This window comes from Kribbella jiaozuonensis, assembly GCF_005233875.1.
Lineage (GTDB): Bacteria > Actinomycetota > Actinomycetes > Propionibacteriales > Kribbellaceae > Kribbella > Kribbella jiaozuonensis.
In genome coordinates this window covers 57,174-78,825 of record NZ_SZPZ01000008.1, presented here as the reverse complement: position 1 = coordinate 78,825, position 21,652 = coordinate 57,174, and the positions used below count along the sequence as shown (strand labels likewise).

Annotated in this window: 21 protein-coding genes and 1 tRNA gene; 9 read left to right on the top strand and 13 right to left on the bottom strand. The window is 65.9% G+C overall.

The window, feature by feature from the left end:
- Window positions 1-83: 83 nt before the first annotated feature.
- The gene (locus FDA38_RS41670; protein ID WP_137258557.1) at window positions 84-1,025 is read right to left on the bottom strand and encodes an aminoglycoside phosphotransferase family protein; all 942 of its coding nucleotides are present in this window, start codon (window positions 1,023-1,025) and stop codon (window positions 84-86) included.
- 628 nt (window positions 1,026-1,653) lie between these two features.
- Between FDA38_RS41670 and FDA38_RS41665 the strand changes: the two genes are divergently transcribed.
- Complete coding sequence (locus tag FDA38_RS41665; RefSeq protein ID WP_137258556.1) at window positions 1,654-2,505, top strand: hypothetical protein; 852 nt, start codon at window positions 1,654-1,656, stop codon at window positions 2,503-2,505.
- Window positions 2,505-5,015, top strand: coding sequence for a hypothetical protein (locus FDA38_RS41660; RefSeq protein ID WP_137258555.1), 2,511 nt, complete (start codon window positions 2,505-2,507; stop codon window positions 5,013-5,015). Before FDA38_RS41665 ends, FDA38_RS41660 begins: the two co-directional genes overlap by 1 nt.
- Here FDA38_RS41660 and FDA38_RS41655 read toward each other — a convergent pair whose 3' ends face one another.
- Entirely contained in the window at window positions 5,016-5,624 is a 609-nt protein-coding gene (locus FDA38_RS41655) for a flavoprotein (protein WP_137258554.1), read from the bottom strand.
- A 124-nt stretch (window positions 5,625-5,748) separates the two neighbouring features.
- Between FDA38_RS41655 and FDA38_RS41650 the strand changes: the two genes are divergently transcribed.
- A complete protein-coding gene (locus tag FDA38_RS41650; protein WP_137258553.1) occupies window positions 5,749-6,660 on the top strand; it encodes a tyrosine-type recombinase/integrase in 912 nt (303 codons plus the stop codon).
- Window positions 6,661-6,779: 119 nt separating this feature from the next.
- On the opposite strand, the gene FDA38_RS41645 is transcribed toward FDA38_RS41650, so the two are convergent.
- A tRNA-Tyr gene (locus FDA38_RS41645) sits at window positions 6,780-6,862 on the bottom strand.
- An 82-nt stretch (window positions 6,863-6,944) separates the two neighbouring features.
- On the opposite strand from FDA38_RS41645, the gene FDA38_RS41640 reads away from it, so the two are divergent.
- Entirely contained in the window at window positions 6,945-7,436 is a 492-nt protein-coding gene (locus FDA38_RS41640) for a YajQ family cyclic di-GMP-binding protein (RefSeq protein WP_137256674.1), read from the top strand.
- A gap of 57 nt (window positions 7,437-7,493) precedes the next feature.
- Window positions 7,494-8,432 (top strand): phosphotransferase enzyme family protein, encoded by a 939-nt coding sequence (locus tag FDA38_RS41635; RefSeq protein WP_170989863.1) that lies wholly within the window; start codon window positions 7,494-7,496, stop codon window positions 8,430-8,432.
- Here the strand turns inward: FDA38_RS41635 and FDA38_RS41630 are convergent.
- The gene (locus FDA38_RS41630; RefSeq protein WP_137256672.1) at window positions 8,416-9,651 is read right to left on the bottom strand and encodes a vanadium-dependent haloperoxidase; all 1,236 of its coding nucleotides are present in this window, start codon (window positions 9,649-9,651) and stop codon (window positions 8,416-8,418) included. The genes FDA38_RS41635 and FDA38_RS41630 overlap by 17 nt on opposite strands.
- A gap of 141 nt (window positions 9,652-9,792) precedes the next feature.
- Between FDA38_RS41630 and FDA38_RS41625 the strand changes: the two genes are divergently transcribed.
- Window positions 9,793-10,542 (top strand): helix-turn-helix transcriptional regulator, encoded by a 750-nt coding sequence (locus tag FDA38_RS41625; protein ID WP_137256671.1) that lies wholly within the window; start codon window positions 9,793-9,795, stop codon window positions 10,540-10,542.
- Here FDA38_RS41625 and FDA38_RS41620 read toward each other — a convergent pair.
- Both FDA38_RS41620 and FDA38_RS41615 read right to left on the bottom strand, forming a co-directional pair.
- The gene (locus FDA38_RS41620; RefSeq protein ID WP_137256670.1) at window positions 10,539-11,270 is read right to left on the bottom strand and encodes a hypothetical protein; all 732 of its coding nucleotides are present in this window, start codon (window positions 11,268-11,270) and stop codon (window positions 10,539-10,541) included. The two genes, FDA38_RS41625 and FDA38_RS41620, sit on opposite strands and share 4 nt — an antisense overlap.
- A 10-nt stretch (window positions 11,271-11,280) precedes the next feature.
- The gene (locus FDA38_RS41615) at window positions 11,281-12,060 is read right to left on the bottom strand and encodes an AraC family transcriptional regulator (RefSeq protein WP_137256669.1); all 780 of its coding nucleotides are present in this window, start codon (window positions 12,058-12,060) and stop codon (window positions 11,281-11,283) included.
- A gap of 100 nt (window positions 12,061-12,160) precedes the next feature.
- Here FDA38_RS41615 and FDA38_RS41610 point away from each other — a divergent pair, with 100 nt between their 5' ends.
- A complete protein-coding gene (locus tag FDA38_RS41610) occupies window positions 12,161-13,027 on the top strand; it encodes a phytanoyl-CoA dioxygenase family protein (protein WP_170989862.1) in 867 nt (288 codons plus the stop codon).
- Complete coding sequence (locus FDA38_RS41605; RefSeq protein WP_202877811.1) at window positions 13,024-13,320, top strand: hypothetical protein; 297 nt, start codon at window positions 13,024-13,026, stop codon at window positions 13,318-13,320. The genes FDA38_RS41610 and FDA38_RS41605 overlap by 4 nt, the downstream gene beginning before the upstream one ends.
- Window positions 13,321-13,322: 2 nt before the next feature.
- Here the strand turns inward: FDA38_RS41605 and FDA38_RS41600 are convergent, their stop codons facing one another.
- Both FDA38_RS41600 and FDA38_RS41595 read right to left on the bottom strand, forming a co-directional pair.
- Window positions 13,323-14,336 (bottom strand): lactonase family protein, encoded by a 1,014-nt coding sequence (locus FDA38_RS41600; protein ID WP_137256668.1) that lies wholly within the window; start codon window positions 14,334-14,336, stop codon window positions 13,323-13,325.
- An 18-nt stretch (window positions 14,337-14,354) separates the two neighbouring features.
- On the bottom strand, window positions 14,355-14,906 hold the full coding sequence (locus FDA38_RS41595) for a GNAT family N-acetyltransferase (protein ID WP_137256667.1): 552 nt from the start codon (window positions 14,904-14,906) through the stop codon (window positions 14,355-14,357).
- Here FDA38_RS41595 and FDA38_RS41590 point away from each other — a divergent pair.
- Window positions 14,905-15,756, top strand: coding sequence for an arylamine N-acetyltransferase family protein (locus tag FDA38_RS41590; protein WP_170989861.1), 852 nt, complete (start codon window positions 14,905-14,907; stop codon window positions 15,754-15,756). The two genes, FDA38_RS41595 and FDA38_RS41590, sit on opposite strands and share 2 nt — an antisense overlap.
- Here FDA38_RS41590 and FDA38_RS41585 read toward each other — a convergent pair.
- From FDA38_RS41585 to nuoK, 5 genes are read right to left on the bottom strand one after another with little or no spacing between them, the layout of a single operon-like run.
- Window positions 15,743-16,549, bottom strand: coding sequence for a hypothetical protein (locus tag FDA38_RS41585; protein WP_137256665.1), 807 nt, complete (start codon window positions 16,547-16,549; stop codon window positions 15,743-15,745). The genes FDA38_RS41590 and FDA38_RS41585 overlap by 14 nt on opposite strands.
- 18 nt (window positions 16,550-16,567) lie before the next feature.
- On the bottom strand, window positions 16,568-18,019 hold the full coding sequence (locus tag FDA38_RS41580) for an NADH-quinone oxidoreductase subunit N (RefSeq protein WP_137256664.1): 1,452 nt from the start codon (window positions 18,017-18,019) through the stop codon (window positions 16,568-16,570).
- Window positions 18,016-19,563 (bottom strand): complex I subunit 4 family protein, encoded by a 1,548-nt coding sequence (locus tag FDA38_RS41575; protein WP_137256663.1) that lies wholly within the window; start codon window positions 19,561-19,563, stop codon window positions 18,016-18,018. The genes FDA38_RS41580 and FDA38_RS41575 overlap by 4 nt, the downstream gene beginning before the upstream one ends.
- Window positions 19,560-21,326, bottom strand: a complete 1,767-nt coding sequence (locus FDA38_RS41570; RefSeq protein ID WP_137256662.1) for an NADH-quinone oxidoreductase subunit 5 family protein — start codon at window positions 21,324-21,326, stop codon at window positions 19,560-19,562. Before FDA38_RS41570 ends, FDA38_RS41575 begins: the two co-directional genes overlap by 4 nt.
- The gene (nuoK, locus tag FDA38_RS41565; RefSeq protein ID WP_137256661.1) at window positions 21,323-21,652 is read right to left on the bottom strand and encodes an NADH-quinone oxidoreductase subunit NuoK; all 330 of its coding nucleotides are present in this window, start codon (window positions 21,650-21,652) and stop codon (window positions 21,323-21,325) included. The genes FDA38_RS41570 and nuoK overlap by 4 nt, the downstream gene beginning before the upstream one ends.

The window sequence follows — 21,652 nt, the reverse complement described above, 5'->3', positions numbered from 1 at the left end:
CGCACCACCAGTATCCCCACCACCCCAACCACAGGCGGTGAGCCAGCCACCCAACCCAACCACCACAGGTGAGCGAGCGACCTTTATGACCACTGGCTGAGAGCGGTGCGAAGGAAAGCGTCGCGCCTTTCGGTGACGGCAGCGGCGCCCAGGAGGCTACCGTCGTCGGCGAATCCCGCCCAACCGTCCATCACCGTCGGCGTGTTCAGCGCGGCCACGGCATCCCAATAGGGCACGCCGACTGCCTCCCGGCCCGCCTGCCGCTCCCAGCCCTCCAACACATGGGACGGCGCGTCCTGGCCGTACTGAAGGGTCATCTGCATCCGCAGGCTGCCGAGATCGACGCCCGGATTACCAGCCCCGGCTGTATTCCAGTCGATCAGCGCAACGCAACGGTCACCCTCCCACAGCATGTTGCCGCCCCAGGCGTCACCATGCACGAACACCGACGCGACTGCCGGCATCCCGTGCGACCTGACCCGCTCGTCGGCCTGCTGCAGCAAAGGTGTGGTCGGCATCAGGCCCCGCCGGCGTTCATCGGCGCGGTCGTCGACGGCGCACGGCCGGGGCCGGTATGGCAGGTGGTCCTGCGGATCCAGCCTGAAGGCGTGGACCCTGGCAAGGGCCGCTCCCGCTTCGCGGAGGCGGGCGACCGAAACCGTCGGCGAGAGACCGGCACTGCCGGGCAGGAAGGTCTCCAGGGTGGCGACGGTTCCGCTCGCCTTCCCGTCGAGATCCGAAGCGATCAGCCGCGGCGCGGCCAGGCGATGAGTCTCGGCCAGCTGAAGCGCGCGTGCGTTCGTGATCACCCACGCGGCGGCGATCCATCCCCGGACAGGGACCTTCAAGATCACGTCCCTGGTCCGGGCCGCCGGTCCTTCGATCCCCAGCCGGAACGTGCCCGAAGGGCGGTGCTCGCCGCGGGTCAGGCCCTCGGCCGAAACGACGCTCGTCCCACCAACCGCCTCGGCCGCCCAGCGCAGAACCTGGTCATTCGGCATCTTGCCTGTGTCTGCTCCTGCCATTTCATTACGCTATGACGCAGCAGTGGCTTCCCAACATACAGTTAGAGGTGTACGCGGGCTGCATCGATGGCCAGGACGAGGGCGGACACAGCCGGACACTGACACCCATACATGACGATGGCCCCTGGTCTGCGTTTCCGCAGGTCAAGGGCCATTGTCACGCTTGCTGGAAGCTGGCGGCGGGTGCAGGGTTCGAACCTGCATAGGCATACGCCGACAGATTTACAGCCCAGTCCACAAACGCCTTCTTACCAGCAGAAATGCCCCTTCCTGCCACCCTCAGGGCATGGCTAGGGCGCGCCTACTCCTCCTTGCAAGGTCCGATGCCCCCGTCGCCGTGATCAGTGTTGACCTGGCCAGTTCGAGGTGTGTCAGTCCTTCGGCCGAGCGTCAGGAACCGCGGACACGCACGGAGCTGCATGGTTGGCTCCAAGTGACCGGCTGGTCGCCGTCAGGCGAGCTTCCCGTCGGTCGCCCAGATCGCTCGGCCGATGCCAAGAGCCGGCCGGCCTCGCAGCCGAACCCCGATGAGGGCGGGGTCGCGAGTGATCTCGGTCACTTCAACCGATACGCTACCTACCCGACGGCACCGTGAGTGCCACCCACCACAAGAATCTGTGGAGCGTAAGTGGGCCGACGGGAAGCTCTCTGGGCGGCAGTCGTCGCCGTCGGTCTTCTTTGGGTCGGCCAGGTGGGTGGCCTCGCGCTCGATAGGGCAGCTGGCCTGGATAAGTGGCCCGGTCCGCTCGACTACGTCCGGCAGCATTCGTGGTGGTTCGTAGCTGGCACGACGATCGCTCTGACGGCACTCATCCTCCTGGGACGCCGCTGGGTCGATCGAGGCCAAGTAACCAGCGGCCCCGGACCCACGATTAACCTGCAGGGTTCGACCTTCAACGGGCCGGTCGCGCTCTCGCAAGGCGCAGGCGCGCCGGCGATGAGCAGCGCGGCGCAACCCGCTGAGGAGCTAGCGCAACCGCAACTCGAGAGGAAGCCACGGTCGCAGCCAGTGGTCCTGTTCTACGCGTCCCCATTTCTCGACGGCTCGTGGCGTCAGAGACTTCTGACCACAGCAAGGGCCGTCAACCCAGACGCACTATGCGTTCGGCTTGAAGAGCAGAACATGAAGCTTTCGAACGTCACTGCGATCGTGATTGCGTTCTCCGCGGCTCAACAGGCGCTGGTCAAGAAGCGGACGCTCGCCAAGATGAGAAGTGCCAGGGAGAGCTATCCCGAAACTCCTCTGATCTTGGCTGCCGTGGACTTCGCAGACGAGCCGATAACGACCGAGGACGGCCACCGCCTCCTTCAGGCGGCGGGCTATGATCTAGACGACGCCCAGTTCATCATCTGCGCCACCGAAGACGAATTTCAATCAAGCCTCTCCTCGAATTTGCTATTTACAGTTGAAGTCGAAAATATGCAGGCCCTCTTAGACCAGGCCCGGAATACCCGCATCTCTGACCGGGAGATTGAGTGATGACGAGCAGTAGCGGCGACCTTCACATCGAGTGGCTCGTAGCTTGCCTGTCACCCGGAGACGTTGCTCCACATCCGAACTTCAAAAGCGACAGCGCGAAAGGCGCAGAGTTACTTGCTCTCGTGGTTCAGTTCAAGTGGCGAGAATATGCGACCTATCGCGACCTCTCAGAGGACGGGCAAGAGAACCAGCCTGGAACCCCCATCGAGCGATATGCGATTCCAGACGCCGCACGGCAGGCTCTTGAATCCGTAAGCATCCTGGATGGTCTTAACCGCTTGGTCGCCGAGGCGGAAGATGACGAGCTGGCATTGGGGCAACGGGCGGCTGCTGCTCTTCTCGCGGCGATTTCGAGCAGCGAACTCGACAAGCCGGACGCTTACGTCAGCTTGCTCGCAGAACTCGCTTCAGCTATCCAGGATAGTACCCTCGGCGGCTCCTCTTCCCGTAATCTGGCGACCGGAATTCTACTTCAACAATGCGCTTTTCAATCCCTGCAGTCCGGTCGTAAGTCAGAAGCACGCGCGTTTGCGAGCAAGGTAGTTGAGACTCTCGCCGATCTAGACGACGACTGGGACGATTTCGCAGTATCTAGAGGTATCAGTTGGAATGCGGCTGTTTCTCAGCGTCGACTGACTGAACTAACGACCAGTAATGCGCGGTCCCTTCTCGTAAATACTGGAGATCACCTCGACCGATCGTGGACCGAAGTCGTGAGGGCTCCGTTTCCGAATGCAGCTGCACGCCCAGTACAAGATGCATTGTCAGCGATGACCACAGTCGTCGATGAGATATTCAAACAGAAGTATTCACCCAGGGGAAGACAGGGCATTATCCTGGGAGGTGGCGACACCGCGCTTCAGCTCCTGTACTCATCGCTGCTAAATGCTGAATTAACGGGAAATATGGCTCGCACGGCACGGCTGCGCCAGACAGTGGGAAACGTGTTTGCCGTCAGACTGTCAAGCGAGCCGAATTACCTAGAGTGGTACGAAGAGGCGATCCGGCTATTCAGGCAGGGAGATTCTGAGGATCACCTCCGCCCGTTCCTTGACAACCTAAGAGCTCAGGGCTCGTTCGCCACCATCAAGCTCGCGGCTGAGAAACTAATCGATACGCGAAACAGCCAGGAATTTGTTACTAGTGCGGATCTAGCTCTGATCGACTTCGCGGCCGATCTGATTTCGACGCTGCACTGTGACCGCGGCCTAGGGTTAGCAATCAGGTATGCCAGCCAGAACGCGAGCGGTCGGGTCAAAGGGTCACGCGCGGCGGACTGGTCGCTCGTTGAAAAGGCACTCAAGACCGCCAATGCGATCGTTTCTGGAAATCGAAAAGTTGACATGGAGTACATCGCTTCCTCGACCCTAAAATTGGTCGACTTCCCGAGATCAGCAGCGGATCAATTGATATTTTCGGCCATGGCCAGGTTGGCATCGAAAATCAATTGGCCGGCTGTCTCAGTGGATGTTCGCGCGGAATGGGCCAAAACCGTTGAGGTGGCAAGTCAGTCGCCAGACGTTCTTGCTATTGATTGCATTCGAGTGTACGCAGCGCTTGACGCCCCGAAGCCCAAAGAGGTGCTTTCTAGACTTGATGGGCTTGAGCACACCGCAGCATTGATAGAAGGCCTGCTTGGCGAACCGCCATCGAGTGCAGATCTGGACAAGGCCGTCGAAACGGTCGGAAGCACATTAGATTCCATGCGACAAGACGCTGTAAATGGCGTTTATACGGGATATACCTGGTCGCCATTCGCGATGGCGGCCTATCTCATTGCATCCCAGGGCAGAACAGATCTTTGGCCTCGCCTAACGGCCGCGTTGAGTGATCCTGCGTTACCAAACGACGGGAAGCTCGATGCACTAGATGCCCTGATGTCTCATGCTTGGCCACTTAAACTGCCTCCTGAAGTTAAGTCCGAGTTGACCTCGAAGAGTATCCCGTGGGCAGGCCATGACTTAGACCATACGTTTTTCGCACTGCCAGAGGGGCAATTCGACGCCGCGTGTCGGAGCTTCTATCTAGCGTTCGATATCGCAACACCCGAAGAAATGCAGATGGCAACACTGCGCGACGTTGGTTCGAGAGAAAGTAGAGTACGCAGCGAGGCTGCACGGGCCTGCTTTTTCGCGGCGGTCAGCGCACCGGCGCTGGAATGGCCAGAAATCATCCTGATACAGCTGTCTCACGATCAGGATCCTCGCGTCATGCGCAACGTTTCTAAATGGCTGGCATACCTCAGTGTGCTGCCAGACTTGGCCCTAGGAAACGCGGTAGCCGACCGCGTCATTTCGCTACTTGCCAGGCCGGGTCTTGCTGTGGCGCTTGGAGCTTTGGAGGGTTTGGCAGCAGCAAGACGTGATCAGGCGCTCACTCCCGAGACCCTATGGTGCGAGCAGGAGGTGCGTGCTCTATTCGACTTGCATGGTTCGCGAATTGTCAGGGATTCGGCTGAGACCGTACTCAATCTTTATGGCCGCCGACCAACTGTGGAGCACCGAGAGTGATTAGCATTTGGGAAATGTAAATTTAAGAACTTCTTGATCGCCTGGATACTGGGTTAGAGGTTCGAGTTCGCGGAGAACCCAGTCCCATCGAAAGTTGTCGGCGACTCGATCCCCTGTGCCGTATACAACAGGCTTGAGCGATGCGGCCGAGCCGTCATGGGGATCGATCACTCGCACTCCCGCATAGCGGAGCACAGCCAGCGACGCTAGCCAGGCCGGGTGGCCGGCTAGGTCGTCTTTGGCGAACGGGACTGCTGCGATGGGGGTACGAGAGCCGAGTGCCGCGCACAGGATCGTGAGCGGATACGTGTTGGCGCTGCCGTTCGCCCAGGCGTTGAGCGTATTGAAGGTGGTCGGCACCACAGCCACCGCGTCTGCTTTCGGCGTGCGCTTAGGCTCGCCGGGACCGCGGTTGCCGCTGACGACTGAAACCTCGGCTAGATCCTGCCCTTCAAGCCATGGAAGCGCAGCGTCCGTTGGGATGACATAGGGCTGCCAGCCTCGCTCGCGCGCTGCGCGCACACCGTCTTCAATCCGGGACGCCAGGGGTGCGCCGCATGCAACGATGTTACTCGGTCGCGGCAATGGTCGGCCTACGGACGCAGACATCCGGAAGGCGTTGCACAACTGGGCTTTCAGCAAGGTCGCGCGGGATGGAGTGCCGATCGTGCAGGCTGTCCCGCCAACGGAGTACGAGTCGGCTATCGAATGGCTGAAAGGAAACACACTGGACGTGGCGGACCTTGAACAGAACGAGGTCCTGTCCGGTGTGCTCGACAAGCTAGCTACCCGCAGCGACGGGAAGCCGGCCGCAGCAAAGACGATCACCAGGCGGCGAGCGACGTTGCACGCGGCGATTCAGTACGCCGTACCGCTCGGTCTGCTGCCTGCCAATCCGCTCGACACGATCCAGTGGGAATCACCGCGGAGCAGCGTCCGAATCGACCCGCGTCAGCTGCCCAACCGAAGTACCGTCAAGCGGCTACTGGCTGAGATCCGTGATTTCTGCCCATGGCTGGAGGCGTACTTCGCCTGCCTCTACTACGCGATGATGCGGCCCGCAGAAGCCAGGCACCTGAGCCTGGACAATCTCATCGACCTTCCGGATGAAGGTTGGGGCGAGCTGTTGCTCGACGGCTCTACACAGCAGACGGGCGCTCGCTGGAGCGATGACGGCTCCGTACGACAGGAGCGTTCGCTCAAGCACCGACCCGACAACACCACCCGGCGAGTTCCGGCGGATCCAGAACTCGTCCAGGTGCTCAGGCGGCACGTCGAACTCTTCGGTGCTGGGCCGGACGGCCACCTGTTCGTCACCCGCACGGGACGCTTCGGCCGCCCGGTCCCCGTGGCCTACTGCAAGCCGGTGCACCCCAACACCGTGAGCCGAGTGGGGGCCAAGGCTCGCCACAAGGTCCTGACCGACGATCAGGTCGCCAAGAAGCTCGCGGCCCGGCCGTACGACCTTCGGCACGCCGGCATCACCTTCCAACTCAACGGCGGCGTGACTGCAACGCAGGTCTCGGAGTGGGCGGGCAACTCCGCCAAAGGTCGTCTTGGAGGTCTACGCGGGCTGCATCGAGGGCCAGGCCCAGACTGCCCTCCGGGTCCTCATGGCAGCGACGGCGTTGGAGGAGGCCTCTAGCTAGGGCAGGAATAGGGCAAGGACAGCCGTAGATCACCGGACGCGGCCGGACACCACCGGACACAACACGAGAGCCCCTGGTCTGCGTTTCCGCAGGTCAGGGGCTCTTTTCTCGCGTGTGGCGGGTGCAGGGTTCGAACCTGCGTAGGCATACGCCGACAGATTTACAGTCTGCTCCCTTTGGCCGCTCGGGCAACCCGCCAGGGTGCTGCCGGTTCGTGAACCGGCGTGGGAGACGATACAACAGGTAGTGGCCCTGACAGCAAATCGGAAAGGATGTGCCCATGGCTTCGGAGTCCTCCTTCGACATCGTGAACAAGGTGGACCGTCAGGAGGTGGACAACGCCGTGAACCAGGCGGCGAAGGAGATCAGCCAGCGGTTCGACTTCAAGAACGTGGACGCCGGGATCAAGTGGTCCGGCGAGGCGATCGACATGCAGGCGAACACCGAGGAGCGGGTGAGCGCCGTACTGGATGTGTTCAAGGACAAGCTGGTCAAGCGGCAGATCTCGCTCAAGGGGCTGGACGCGGACGAGCCGAAGCTGTCCGGGAAGATCTACAAGATCACCGCGACGATCGACGCCGGCATCACCCAGGAGAACGCGAAGAAGCTCTCCAAGCTGATCCGCGACGAGGGCCCGAAGGGCGTGAAGGCGCAGATCCAGGGCGAGGAGCTCCGCGTCTCCAGCAAGAGCCGCGACGACCTCCAGGCGGTGCAGGCCCTGATCAAGGGCCAGGAGCTCGACTTCGCGGTGCAGTTCGTCAACTACCGCTGACCCGGACGCCCGGTAATCGGCTCGCTCCGAGGGCGGTTGCCGGGCATGCTGGCGGGCGTGGGTGAGACGTTGCTGCGGAAGTGGTTACTGGCGGACTTCGGGCTCGAGGTGGTCGAGCTCACACCGGTCGTGTACGGCGCTGACGTCGCCGCGCAGGTGTGGAAGGCCGCTACGGCGACCAACACGTACGCCGTGAAGTGGAGCGCCGCCGGGACCAATACCGGCCATCAGGTGGCGGCGTTCCTGGCGGACAGCGGCCTGCCCGGCGTACCGGAGCTGATCCGGACCACGGAGGGCGGGCTGTGGTCCGTCCACGCAAAGAAGCGGCTGACGATCACGCCGTGGATCGACGGGGTCCGTGCGGCGCAGAGCGGGCTGACGGACGAGCAGTGGTCGGAGTACGGCGTACTCATCCGGCGGGTGCATGATTCGGAACCCCCGCACCGGCTGCGGGACGCGTTGCCGAAGCACAGCCACATCGACGTACGGATGCCGGCCATCGCGCAGGAGGTCGACAAGCGCCTCGAGACACCCGACGGGGAGGTCGAGGAGGAGCTGGCGGCGGTGTGGAAGCAGTACGACGACGTCATCGCCGACCTGCGCACCAACCGCCCGCCGGCGCCGTCCGGCCCGCGGGTGATCTGCCATGGCGACCCGCACCTCGGCAACGTACTGGTCGACGAGCACCTCCACCTCATCGACTGGGACGACGTCATCTTCGCGCCCCGCGAGCAGGACCTGATGTTCATGCTCGGCGGCATGGGCGACGTCGGCCCCACCACCTCCACCCAGCGCGAGGCCTTCCTCGCCGGCTACGGTCCCCACACCCTCGACGATGACGCCATCCATTACTACCGCCACGTCAGAGCCTTCGAGGACGTCATCAGCTGGTCCCACCAAGCCATCACCGGACCGGACGAGTCCTACGCGCTGACCGTGGTCAAGGGCATCCTCAACCACGGCCTGGCTGCGTTGGCGGTCAGTGCCGAGCGCTGATCCAGCCGACGACCTGCGTGCCCAGTGCATCGCCGTCCACCATCGAGTGACGGAAGTGCAGCCCTGAGACGATCCGAGCTTCTCGTACGTCGGCCCTCACCGCGGACAGGTTCGGATAGACGCGCGTGGTGCCGGTGACCAGGCTGGACATCGACAGGCGCACGTGTGAGGTGTGGAAGAACGCCTGCAACGCACCTGCCACTCCAGCGGTGAAGCAGGCATGGCCGGAGGGGTACTCCGGGTGATTGACGTTCAGCAGCGACTGCCAGCCCGGATCGGCGTGCGTACGCGGGTTGCCGTCCGTGTTGGCGCGCTGGATCGCGTGGACCGGCCGCCACGACAGGTAGTGGAACTTGGCGTCCCAGCAGGCGATCACCGAGTCACCGGCCGACACATGCACCAGGGCGAGCATCCGCGCAGCCGCAGCCATTGAGAGGTGCCGGTCAGCCGCCAACTGCAGCAGCGCCCGACTCCACTGTTGTGCGGTCTGCTCCGACCAGAACATCGCGGTCTCGGTCTGCTTCGCCGTACGGGTTGTACTGTCCGCCCGGCCGAGCGAAGCGACCTCAGCCACGTCCCGTGCGTACCGCTTGCTCGTCAGCGCATCCGGCCCGTCCGGACGGAACTGCGCCCGATACCGCAGCGCCAGCGGCCGGACCTGCGTCAGCACAATATCCGCCGGCGGAGTAGGCAGCGTCGGCTCCCACACCCCCGGCCCCGGCGTCCGCTGCACATAGGGCACGGTGTTGCCCAGCCCATCCCCCGCACGCCACGCCAGTACGGCGGCCGCCACCGACCGCCCCAGAACCACCCCGCGATCCTTCGCCGACCCAGACGGCACCCGCGCCAGATAGTCGGCGTACGTCGAATCCAACCCAGCTGCATTAGGCACGCGAGCCCGCAGTACGTCGTACGCCGCTGTAGCAACCGCCGCCGCAGGAGACGCCCGATGATCCGGCCGTACGGCGAACTTGAACGGCCGACCGTACCCGAGCCCAGCCACGGTATCCGCGATCGCAACGTGCACGATCCCGAGCAACACCTCCGAGCTGGCCGGCGGACGCCCGGCCACGATCGCCTGCGTCGCGTACCGACTCCAATCCAGCACCGGCGCGGCATCGCTCACACCGGCCGTACTCGGCGGCGGCGACAATCCGACCCCGGTCAGAACCAACGATCCAGTCAGCAGCAACGCAAGCCGGCGAGTCAGCAGTTTCACGGTCGTTCCTTCCCGAGAACGGGCGGCGCGATGCCGCCCCCCATCCACCGTCGCCGCGCCGGGTCCGCGCGTGCCATACGCAGTTCGACGTATTGCCCGGTAGCGGATCGGGCCTAGGCTGAATTCAGGGGGAGGGCAGTCATGGAGCAATTGACCGTCACCGAACGCGATCTGCGCCGCATGCTCGACGTCGTCGATCACCAGCGATGGGACAGCGCCGGCCAGGAGTTCCCGCGGGACGTACTTCGCGCGCTCCACGAGCTGATCCCCGCCGACGACGTCACGTTCCAGGTGAGCCGGCCGCACGACCGCGTCTTCGTCGGTCTGGAGGAGCTGACCAGCGTGCCTCCGGGGCTGGACGACGACTGCGACGAGCTGTTCTGGCAGTTGTTCTGGCGGCACAAGACGTGCAGCCGGCCCCAGCGGACCGGTGACCACGAAAGCGTCTGGATGACGTCCGACTACCTGTCCATGCGTCAACTGGTGAACAGCGAGGCGGGCCTGTGGGACCGGATGAACGGAGTACGCAGCGAGATCGTGGTGCCACTCCCGGAGCACGACGGCGAGGACCGCCGGATGCTCCTGTTCCGGACCACCGGGCCCGGTTTCTCCGAGCGTGAGCGGTTGATGCTTCAGCTGCTCCGGCCGCACCTGGTCGAGATCCGTCGCGATCTGGAGCGCCGCCGCGCCGGCATCCCCGAGCTGACCAGCCGCCAGTGGGAGTTGCTACGCCTGGTCGCCGCCGGGCACACCAACACGCAGATCGCCCGTCGGCTGTTCGTTGCCGAGGGCACCGTTCGCAAGCACCTGGAGAACATCTACGAGCGCCTCGGCGTGAACAGCCGAACCGCGGCCGTCGCTACGGCGTTCCCGGTCGCCGTCTCGGCCTAGGCGTGCCGCATCCAGACGTTCGGTTCGACGTACGTCCCGAGGTCGGCCTCGCGGTCGATGGTCAAAGTCGTCAGGCCCGCCGGAATCGTGTAGGTGCCGGTCGACGGGAACAGCATCTTGGTCCACTTCTCCCAGTCCGCGACCGTGCCGGTCATCGTCTGGGAGGCGGGGGCCGGTGCCAGCAAGGTGGCGCCCAGGCGGACGTGCGTGCGCAGCCACGGGTCCAGCGGGAGGCCGTCGTCACGAGTCCAGTGCATGAAGGTCTCGATCGGAGTGAGTGGATAGCTCGACTTCAGGGTCGGGCGGACGGGCGCGATCACCTGGCCGAGCCCCCGGGCGATCGCCCGCTCGCGGACGGCGGTGATGACACGGCCCGCGTGGCCCTGGCCCTGTTCGTCGGAGCGTACGGCGGCCGCCATCAGCACGAACGTGTTCGGTACGACGCCCTGCTCGTACGACGTCACCGACCGCGCCAGCGAGTCCGTGAACCCGCCGGGCAGATCGCCGACCGTCCCGTCCCACGCGATCGGCACACCCCAGCAGCCCCCGATCAGCCGCTCGTCCGACACCAGGTAGAACTCCCAGTCCGGGAAGTACTGCACCCGCCGATCCCGGTACGGCGTGACGCCTTCGTCGTGGAAGATGAACTCCGGCCACTCCTCGACGAAGCGCCGCTCGGCCTCTTCGTCGTACTGCGGGCCGTCGGCGGCCGGGATCAGTTCATACATGCTCGGAACGCTAGCCCGCTGCTCCGACCCCGGCTACCGCATTACGCACCCCGCGCGGCGATGCGCCGAGCTCCCGGCGACAGGTCTTGTTGAACGCCTGCAGGTCGGGGACTCCGACCGAGGCGGCCACCGCGGGGATGGACAGCGTGGACGAGACCAGGAGGTGGCGAGCTCGGTTCATCCGGCGGGTGCGGATGTAGGCGATCACCGTCTGACCGGTCTCCTGCTGGAAGAGACGGGTGAGGTGGTTGTGCGAGACGCCGGCCAGCCGGGCCAGCGCGGGCACGGTCAGGGGTTGGGCGAGGTTCGCCTCGATGTAGGCGATGGCTGCGGCGACAGCCGGGTGTCCGGTCTCGGTTGTGGCCGGCGTGAGTTCGGCGATGCGCCAGAGAGCGGTCCAGACCTCGGCGGTGGTACGGCCGGAGCCGGACGGGGAGGACTCGATGGCGGACCGCAGCAGCGTGGAGAGCAAAGGCGCGATCGCGGTGGCGTCCTGCACGGCGGGGACGTGTGACGGCGAGCCGGACGCACGCGGCCGGAAGTGTGCGTAGAGGTGTTCCGAACGGCCCAGGTAGTCGAACTGCACCGAGGCACCGGCAGGTGTGATCGAGACATAGCCAGGAGCCACGGTGTAGGCGGTCCCGTCCAGCGTGAGCTCGGCTGTGTAGTTGTACAGGTGCAGCTGCCAGAGGTCCGGCAGGCGGAAGACGTCCCTGCGCTTGCGCACGCCGTGGATCCCCGCACCGACGTTCAGCACCTCGGGCGGAGTTGCCAGCTGCAGTTCGATCATGGTGAGAAATTACCACTAGTGGTGATCACAGCCCACGCGAGACAACGCTGTCCAAACTTACGCTGGAGGAGTAGTAACCACTATCCACCAGGGAGTCTTGATGCCCCATCCGCATCGCAAGCACCTGCTCACCTCGGTACAGATGGCGCATTTCGTGGCCACCGGCGCGCTCCGGATGGATGCCGTCGTACCGGACGACATGAACCAGCAGGCGATCGAGGTCCTGAAGAACGGCATCCCGGGGGTTCCGTACGGCACCCCGTTGTCGGAGGCGTTCGCGGACAGCGAGTTCGTCGAGCGACTGGTCCAGTTGCCCGAGGTCGCCGGCGCCATCCACAGCCTGGTTGGTCCCGAGCCGACCGTCGATCACCACGCCGTCCACATCCGCAAGGCGCACGAGGGCGAGGCGCAGAACCTGCACGGTGACGCGATCATCGACGTCCGCACCGACGCGTTCGACGTACAACTCATGTACTACCCGCAGGACGTGACGCTCGAGATGGGCGGCACGCTCAGCGTTCCCGGCAGCCACCTGCGCCGGACCAACGAGTCCGACACCGGCCGCTACCAGAACCTGCTCGGCCAGACCCGTCTGGTCTGCCCGGCCGGCACCGTCCAGTTCCTGCACCACGGGATCTGGCACGGCGGTCGCAAGAACGACAGCGACCTGGACCGCTACATGTTCAAGATCCGGTTCAACCCGACCGTCCGGCAGGTCCGGCTCTGGAACACCGACGACCTGTACGACGACGCTGTCGCGGCCGAGCTCGAGCAGAACTTCCCGTGGTACGAGAACGCGACCGGGCGGCTGGAGCGGTACAACCGCATCCTGCTGTGGCGCGCGATCAGCGGCGACGACACGTACGACCCGAACTACTGGGTCACGCGCGTCTCGAACCGGCCGCAGCGTGTCGTGACGGACCGCGCCAACAACCCGCACGCCAAGGTCAAGAGGGAGATGGTATGACCGCCACAGCAGAGACCCCGGTCCAGACTGGTCTGCGCCAGCAGGTGCTGGTGCTCTACCTGGCCTCCTCCGCGCTGGACGCGCGCGTGGTCGGCTGGTCGACGTACGACGGCACGGGCGAGACGCACCCCACCACGGGTGACAGCGACGAGCCGCCGTACACGACCGGACTGGACGCGCTCAAGGACGGCTGGCGGCTGTTCCAGGCGTCGCAGCTGAACCCGCCGTACCCGGGTCACGAGTACGACGTGTCGTTCCTCAAGCACGAGTTCTTCTTCGAGAAGCTCGTCTAGGTCTAGACAGGCAGGATGCACACCGGCTTCGGCCAGCTGACCGGCTCACCCGCAGCGGTCAGCTTGCCGTCGTCGATGCTGAACGTCGCGATCTGGTCCGAGCGCTCGTTCGCGGCGTACAGCGTCTGTCCGTCGTTGCTGAAGGCAAGGTGTCGCGGCCAGTCGCCGCCGGAGCCGATGGTCTGTACCAGCTCGACGGACAGACCATCGGCCGCCGTCGCGAACACCGCGATCGTGTTGTCGCCGCGGTTCGAGCCGTAGAGGAACCGGCCGTCGGCGGAGATCAGCAGCTCGGCCGGGTAGTTCTCGCCCGGCGAGTCGGCGGGCCGGGTCGAGACGGTCTGCACCGTCTGCAGCTTCCCGTCCGCGTAGCTGCAGACGGTCAGCGTCGAGTCGAGTTCGTTGATCACGTACGCCGCGCCCGCCGTCGGGTGGAACACCATGTGCCGCGGCCCGGCGCCGGGGTGGATGTGGAGCTGGTCGACCTCCTCCAGCTGCCCGTCCTCGGTCAGTGTGGACGTGTAGACCGTGTCGGAGCCGAGGTCGATGTCGAACACGTACGCACCGGCCGGGTCGAACGCGATCTGGTGCGCGTGCGGCCCTTCCTGGCGGTCGGCGTTCGGTCCGGTGCCGGAGCGCTGGATGAAGTACGCCGTCTCGCCGAGCGAGCCGTCCTCGTTGATCGGGTGTACGGCGACCGAGCCCGATGTGTAGTTGGCCGAGAGCACGAACCGGCCGGACGGGTCGATGTCCACGTGACACGGGTGTACGCCGCCGGTCGGCTGCTGGTTGAGCAGCTCGAGCCCGCCGTCCGGCTGGATGGCGAACGCCGCGATCCGGCCGTTGTCCTCCTCGTCGGTCGAGTAGAGGAACCGCCCGTCCGCGGACCTGACCAGGAACGACGGATCGGCGATCGTCGCCACCGTCGCGATCCCGTCCAGCGGCCCGAACGCGATCCCGTCCCCACCGCCGGCCTGACTGGTGTAGCTCCCGACATAGATCCGCTCAGAAGTCATGAGCCCTACCCTGCCAGGTCATCGGGCGACGGGCACTCCCCTGTCCAAACCGTAGAGCGCCGAGCCCCAGCCGAGGTCGGGGACCAGCACCTGCCATCCCAACCGTCGGTACAGCCGCGGTGCCGGACGGTCATCGGAGTACGTCGTCAGCAACGCCTTCTCATGCGGCAGACCCGACATCAATGCCGTCATCAGCGCGGTGCCGAGACCGTTGCGCTGGGCATCGGGGTGGACGGCGAGCTCGACCACCTCGAAGTGCCCGCCGATCCACTCGTCGGCCAGCTCAGCAGACACAGCCTCGGCGATCCGGTCCGGCCACCACTGCCCGCGCCGCCCGGTGAACCCGTAGGCGAATCCCACCACGCGACCGTCCAGCCGTGCGGCGACCAATCTGAAGTCCTCGCGGTCAGCGTGGGTCGGGAGCTGCTCAGTCGCGAACCGGTCGGCGTCCGCGGGCTCCTCGCCGTACGATCCGAAGGCCGCGACGAAGATCTCACCGAGCTCCGGGCCGATGGCAAGCGCTGCATCTCGGTCGAGGGTGTCGATCACCTCGCCTAGCCCAAGGCGCATGGATACCACGGCGTTCCTGCAGCGGATCGGGGTCGGCGAGTACGACGGGCCGCCGCGGCTGGAGGCGTTGACGCGACTGCACGAAGCGTTCGTGGATCGGGTGCCGTACGAGTCGATTCAGTACCAGCTGACGCCGGGCGGCCCGCTGGAGCCGGAGGACGTGGTGAAGCGGATGATCGCGCGTGAGGCCGGCGGGTACTGCTTCCAGATGAACGGGTCGTTCGCGCTGCTGCTCACGGAGCTCGGTTATCGCGTGCAGATGCACCGCGGCGGCGTACAGACGGCCAACCGCCCAGGCGGCGTCGACGCCAGTCACATGGTCCTCACCGTCACCGGGCTGCTTGAAGATCCCGACCGCGTCTGGCTGGTCGACGTGGGCCTCGGCGACGGCCTACGTCACCCGATGCCACTCGAAGTCGGCGAGGTCCGCCAGCACCCGTTCACCCTGCGCCTCCGCCCATCAGACCTGACCAACGGCTGGCGCCTCGACCACGATCCCCGCGCGAACCTCATCGGCATGGACTTCGAGTCGGCATCCGTCGGCCTCGACGCGTTCACCGCCCAGCACGCCCGTCTGTCGACGGATCCCACGTCCCCGTTCGTCCGACTCGCCTCCGCCTTCCGCCGTACGCCGAAGTCCGTCGTCGTACTCCGCTCCATCGGCCTGAGCGAAACCTCCGCCGACCGAGTGGACAACACCCTCCTCGAAACGCCGGCCGACTACTTCACCGCACTCGCCGACGTCTTCCACCTCCCCCTCCCCCACTACACACAATCCGACCGCGCCCAACTCTGGCGCCGAGTGTGGTCCCAGTACGAAGACTTCCTCGCACGGACTACTCCGTCGTGACGGACAGCACCGCATCCTCACCGTCGTAGGCCTTCAGGTTCGCGTCGTACATCACGCCGCCGGGCTCGTCCGACCAGCCTGCTCCGCCCGAGCCGTCAAGGTGGAAGTCGTAGCAGTCGAGCGGGTTGTCCTGCCTGCACGACAGCATGTGCACAGCACCGTTCGTGACGGTGAAGTCGAAGGGCAGGTTGCCGATGGTGATCTTCGCGGACCGGTGCAGCAGGACCTCGCAGTGGCCGTCGCGGCAGGCCTCGTAGTTCGTACCGTCGGCCGGTTGATAGATCGGCAGCTTGGTGGGCGGCGGGGTCGTGCGCCGGGGCGACGCGGTCGCGATCGCGATCGGCGTACGGAATCGCGTGGGTGTTGGAGTGCCGATCGTGCGGATCGCCACGACAGCTGTGTCACCTTCGTGGAACGTCACCTCGAGAGCGGGCTCGGCACCTGTGAAGCCGCCCAAAGGGGCGGGACCGCCGATACCTGACACGTGCAGGAAGCCGCCGCCACCGCGTTCGTCGAAGGAGCCTTCGGCGACGGTGAAGGTGAACAGCACGGTGTAGACGGCGATCACGGCGGAGCCGCGGATCAGCACCTCGCAGTTGCCGTCGGCACAGGCCTTGTAGTTCTGCCCGTCCTTCGCCGCAGGAGCAATCGCCGGGGTGGAGGTCCGCGCCACCGGCGTCGCCGGAACGGACTCGACCTGCACTGGTGTCGGGCGGCTCGCGGACGTGCCCGAACTTCCGCATCCCACCAGGGCCCCCAGCGCCAACAGAACTACCAGAAGTCGCGCGCTCACCCGCCGAAGGTTAGCCGGTCAGGTGGCCAGGGCGAACAGGATGCTGGGGAGGACTGAGACTACGGCGGTGAGGGCGGCGAAGAGGGAGATCATGGCGACGGCGGGGGTTTCGATGTCTACCGAGAACGGGTCGTCGGCGGGGAGGCGGAAGAGTTCGGCGATCCAGCGGAGGTAGACGGCCAGGCCGATCATCACGTTGAGGGCCATCACGATCGCCAGCCAGCCGAGGTGTGCGTCGATGACGGCCTGGAAGGCGGCGAACTTGGTGAACAGGCCCGCGAGACCCGGCGGCAAACCGGCCAGGACAACCAGGAAGAAGATCAGCGCCGCGGCGAGACCGGGCTCGGAGCGGACCATGCCGCGGTAGTCGGTCAGCAGCCCGCCGGGGCGGTGGCGCTGGACGACGGCGACCGCCCCGAACGCGCCGAGCGTGACCACGACGTACGCCGCCAAGTACCCGACGACCGCCTGCGCATCGCCGACCGCCAACGGCGCGAGCAGGAAGCCGACCTGGCCGATCGACGACCACGCGAGGAGCCGGACCGCCTCGACCTGACGCAGCGCGGCGAGGTTGCCGACCGTCATCGTCAGCGCCGCGAGGATCGCGATCACCGTGCGCAGATGCGAGCCGTCCGGCGCGATCCCGGCCGTCACCAGCACGAGCAGCCCGGCGACCCCGGCCGACTTCGAGACGACGGCGAGGAACGTGGTGACCTCGATCGGCGCCCCGACGTACGTGTCCGGCAACCAGGCGTGGAACGGCACCGCCGCGATCTTGAACGCGAACCCGACGATCACGAACAGCCCGGCCGCGAACGCCACCCGCCCGAGGTCAGGGTCGAGACCGGTCAGCCGGTTCGCGATCGTGGTCAGGTACAGCGAGCCGGTCACGCCGTACAGATAAGACACTCCGAAGAGCATCACTGCAGTCGACAGCACCGACACCAGGAACGCCTTCATCGCGCCCTCGGAGCCGCGCCGGTCCCGCCGCAGTCCGACCATCGCGAAGCTCGGCAGCGACACCACCTCGAGCGCGATCACCAGCGTCGCGAGATCCCGCGCGCCGGCCAGCACGGTCGCGCCGGTCAGCGCGCTCAGCAGCAGGAAGTGGTACTCCCCGATCGGAACATCCGAGGCCAACAGCCGGTACGTCGACAAGCCCACCACACCGAGCCCGCCGACCAGCAGCACCGCCCACAACCCGGCCGTCAACGGCTCGAACACGAAGCTGCACTCCGCCGGCCCCTCGACCGCCGGCCGGCAGAAGGCAGGCTTGAACCCGCCCCGCTGCGCCCATACGAACACGAGCCCGAACAGCAGCACCGCACTCGTCAGCAGCGTGACGACGGTATGCCGCAGCTCAGCCGACGCACTCTTCCAGAAGCTGTCGATCAGCAGCACCGCAACCGCACCGATCGCCAGCACCAGCGGTACGGCGATCGCCTGCCAATCGGTCCACGTCAGCGTCATAGGAACGTCCACTGGTTGAGCAACGTGAAGGGCCACAGACCGAGGAACACCGTGAGCACGACCAACGGCGCGAACGTCACGAACTCGATCCGGCTCAGGTCGACGGCGAACGCGGCCGGCGGATTCTCGGCGGGATCACCCTGGCACAGCTCGCGGATCAGCCGGAGGAAGTACGCGGCGGTCAGTACGGTGCCCAGCCCGGCGATCACCATCAGCACGATGAAAGTAGCCCGCGGCAACCAATCGGCCGGGTGATACGCACCGAGCAGGACCAGCATCTCGCCCCAGAACCCAGCCAGCCCGGGCAACCCGAGCGACGCGAGGCAGGCGTAGGTGAGCAGCCCGCTGATCCGCGGCAACCGCGCGTACAGCGCCCGGCCGATCGCGCGCAGGTCGCTGGTGTCGTGCCGGTCCTTGATCGCCCCGGCCAGGAAGAACAGCAGGCCGGTGATGATGCCGTGGGCAAGGTTCGCGTACAGCGCGCCGTTCAGTCCCTCCGGCGACATCGTCGCGATGCCGAGCCCGATGAAGCCCATGTGCCCGACGCTCGAGTACGCGATCAGCCGCTTCACATCGGTCTGCGCCAGGCAGGCCAACGATCCGGCGATGATGGCGACAACCGAGAACCCGGCCAGGTACGGCGCGATGGTGGCCGTCGCGTCAGGCAGGACCGGCAACAGGATCCGGATCATCCCGTAGCTGCCCAGCTTCAGCAGTACGCCGGCCAGCAGCACCGAGCCGACCGTCGGCGCCTTGGCATGGGCGTCGGGCAACCAGATGTGCAACGGCCACAGCGGCATCTTCACCGCGAGCCCGACGGCGATCAGGATCGCGGCGGCCAGCGGAACGCCGTGCCCGCCCTTGACCGGATGCTGCCCGAGGAACACCAGGTCGAACGTGCCCGCGTGCCGATGGATGAGCAGGAAGCCCAACAGCATCAGCGCCGAGCCGAACACCGTCATCAAGATGAACGTGGTCGCCGCGCGCCGACGCCCGGCCCGGTCGTGGTCGTCACCCCAGATGTCGATCACGAGCCACATCGGGATGAGGACGATCTCGAAGAAGACGAAGAACAGCACGAGGTCGGAGGCGGAGAAGGTGCCGATCACGCCGGTCTCGATCACGAGCAGCAACGCGATCAGCGAGCGGGTCCGACCGATGCGTGGGGTGATCTTCAGCGAGTAAACGCAGCAGAGGAAGACGAGCAGCGTCGTCAACGCGATCAGCGGGATCGAGATCGTGTCGACGGCGAGGTGGAAGCGCACATCGAGCGACGGGATCCATGGCGTGTTGATGTCGACGTACGGCGTCAGCTTGCCGGGCACCGTCCTTGGCAGCGGGCCGAAGACGGCTTCAGCTGTACACGGGCAGTGCGGCCGCCGCATGTCCCACCACAGGACGATCGACGCGACCAGCAGGACCCCGGACACGATCGTCCCGACGAGCGCCGCGATGCGATCGGCAGTCACCACGGGCAGCGCCCACAGCACCACAGCGGTCAGCGTCGGTACCGCGATCAGGGCGATCAGCAACGAGTCCCTCACGAGCCGATCACCCCCGCCAGGATCGCGAGCGCGACTGCACCGATCACGGCCGCGGTCAGGTACGTCTGCACGTTCCCCGTCTGCAGCTTCCGGAACCCCTGCGAAGCCAGCACGCCGGCGCGTCCGGTCGCCCGTACGTAAGCGCCGATGACATCCCGATCGTTGCCGACCGCGAGCTTTGCCAGCCATTGCACCGGTACGACGAAGAGCCGCTGGTACGCCGGATCCACGCCGTACTCGCGCTCCAGCACGACCGGTCGCGGATCAGCGCCCCGATGCCAGAGCGAGTACGCCGCGAGGCCGCCGAGCAATGCGAGCACGGTCGTGATGGCGGCGATCGCCCAGTTGAGGTGCACGCCGTCCGTGTAGCCCAGCCCGATCGCGCCGACGGCCAGCAGCACCATCGGCGTGAGCATCACCCACGAACCGTCGCGCAGCTTGTTCGCGTCCGGCTCGTCGAGATCCGCCATCGGGTCATCGCCTTCGAACGCGCCGACCGCGCCCGCGAGGGCCGGAGTACGGAAGAACACCCACAGCCACAGGCGGACGCAGTAGAACGCAGTCATCGCCGCGGTCAGGCAAACCGACACGAGCACAATCCAGCCCACCGTCGAACCGTCCCGGGCCTGCTCCCAGGCGGCTTCGACCACCGAGTCCTTCGAGAAGAAGCCTGCGAACCCAGGTACGCCGGCCAGCGCGGCGAGCCCGATCGTCATCGTCACGAACGTCACCCGCAACTGCTTCCGCGAAGCGCCGCGGCGGGTGTAACGGCGCAGTACGACGAACGCCGCGCTGCCGACCTGATGCAGGAGCACGCCGGCGCAGAGGAAGAGCAGACCCTTGAACGCCGCGTGCGTCAGCAGGTGGAAGAGCGCCGCGCGGCGACCGTCGTGCGTACCGAGCGACAGCCCGGCGAACATGATCGCCAACTGGCTCACGGTCGACCAGGCGAGCACCCGCTTCACTTCCACCGCCGCCATCGCGCAGGACGCTGCGAACAGCATCGTCACGCAGGCAACGACGGCCAGCACCGTCAGCGTGGTCTGGGCCTCGACGAAGACGTTGTACAGCCGGGCGATCAGGAAGACACCAGCGGCAACCATCGTCGCCGCGTGGATCAGGGCACTGACCGGGCTCGGGCCGGGCATCGCGTCGGGGAGCCAGGTCTGCAGCGGGACCTGCGCGGACTTGCCGATGACGCCGACCAGCAGCAGGATCGTGCCGATCGTCAACGTGTGCGGCTCGATCGGGCTGGTGCCGAGCTCGGAGATCCGGAAGCTGTGGTACCCGACGCCCAGCACGAAGATCCCGAACAGAAACCCGACGTCGCCGAGCCGGGTCATCAGGAACGCCTTCATCGCACCGGCCCGCGCGTCGCGGCGCTCCCAGTAGTGACCGATCAGCAGGTACGAGCAGGCGCCCATCACCTCCCAACCGATCAGCAGGAGGAACAGGTTGTCCGAGATCACCACCGTCACCATCGCCGCGGTGAACAGCGTGACGAGAGCCGTGTACGACGCGATGCGCTCGCGGACGTACCCGATCGAGTAGATCTGGACGCAGGCGGACACGACCCCGACGACGGCGAGCATGAGTACGGTCAGGCCGTCGGTGCGGAACTCGTACGAGAACCAGAAGTCCTCGCCGATCATGGCTCCGCCGGCCATGGTCTGCTGCGGGTCAACGCCGTACAGGAGGGCCGCGGCCAGCACGACGAGGAGCGAGAAGCCGACGCCGACCACCCGCCAGGCGGTGGCGATCACGTGGCTCGCTCCTCTTCCACCACTTGTTCTGCCAGGTCACGTGCGGCATCTGCGTCGACGTGGCCCTGGCCGCGGAACAGCAGCAGCACGATCGCCAGCCCGAGACCGATCTCGGCCGCGGCCAGCGTGATCACGAAGACCGCCAGCGTCTGACCGGTGGCCTCGTTGATCCGCCACGCGTCGAACGCGACCAGGTTGAGGTTGACCGCGTTCAGCATCAGCTCGAACGACATCAGCAGGGTGATCAGGTTGCGGCGCGCGAGAACGCCGTACACCCCGATGCAGAACAGCGCGACGGCCAGCAGCAGCGGGAGGATCAACGGCAC

Coding starts and splice junctions, on each gene's coding strand:
- FDA38_RS41620 (WP_137256670.1), bottom strand. CDS start 11,270: ATGTATGAACTGATCCCGGCCGCCGACGGCCCGCAGTACGACGAAGAG.
- FDA38_RS41625 (WP_137256671.1), top strand. CDS start 9,793: ATGGAGCAATTGACCGTCACCGAACGCGATCTGCGCCGCATGCTCGAC.
- FDA38_RS41655 (WP_137258554.1), bottom strand. CDS start 5,624: ATGTCTGCGTCCGTAGGCCGACCATTGCCGCGACCGAGTAACATCGTT.
- FDA38_RS41640 (WP_137256674.1), top strand. CDS start 6,945: ATGGCTTCGGAGTCCTCCTTCGACATCGTGAACAAGGTGGACCGTCAG.
- FDA38_RS41590 (WP_170989861.1), top strand. CDS start 14,905: ATGGATACCACGGCGTTCCTGCAGCGGATCGGGGTCGGCGAGTACGAC.
- FDA38_RS41610 (WP_170989862.1), top strand. CDS start 12,161: ATGCCCCATCCGCATCGCAAGCACCTGCTCACCTCGGTACAGATGGCG.
- FDA38_RS41670 (WP_137258557.1), bottom strand. CDS start 1,025: ATGGCAGGAGCAGACACAGGCAAGATGCCGAATGACCAGGTTCTGCGC.
- FDA38_RS41595 (WP_137256667.1), bottom strand. CDS start 14,906: ATGCGCCTTGGGCTAGGCGAGGTGATCGACACCCTCGACCGAGATGCA.
- FDA38_RS41600 (WP_137256668.1), bottom strand. CDS start 14,336: ATGACTTCTGAGCGGATCTATGTCGGGAGCTACACCAGTCAGGCCGGC.
- FDA38_RS41615 (WP_137256669.1), bottom strand. CDS start 12,060: ATGATCGAACTGCAGCTGGCAACTCCGCCCGAGGTGCTGAACGTCGGT.
- FDA38_RS41660 (WP_137258555.1), top strand. CDS start 2,505: ATGACGAGCAGTAGCGGCGACCTTCACATCGAGTGGCTCGTAGCTTGC.
- FDA38_RS41580 (WP_137256664.1), bottom strand. CDS start 18,019: ATGACGCTGACGTGGACCGATTGGCAGGCGATCGCCGTACCGCTGGTG.
- FDA38_RS41605 (WP_202877811.1), top strand. CDS start 13,024: ATGACCGCCACAGCAGAGACCCCGGTCCAGACTGGTCTGCGCCAGCAG.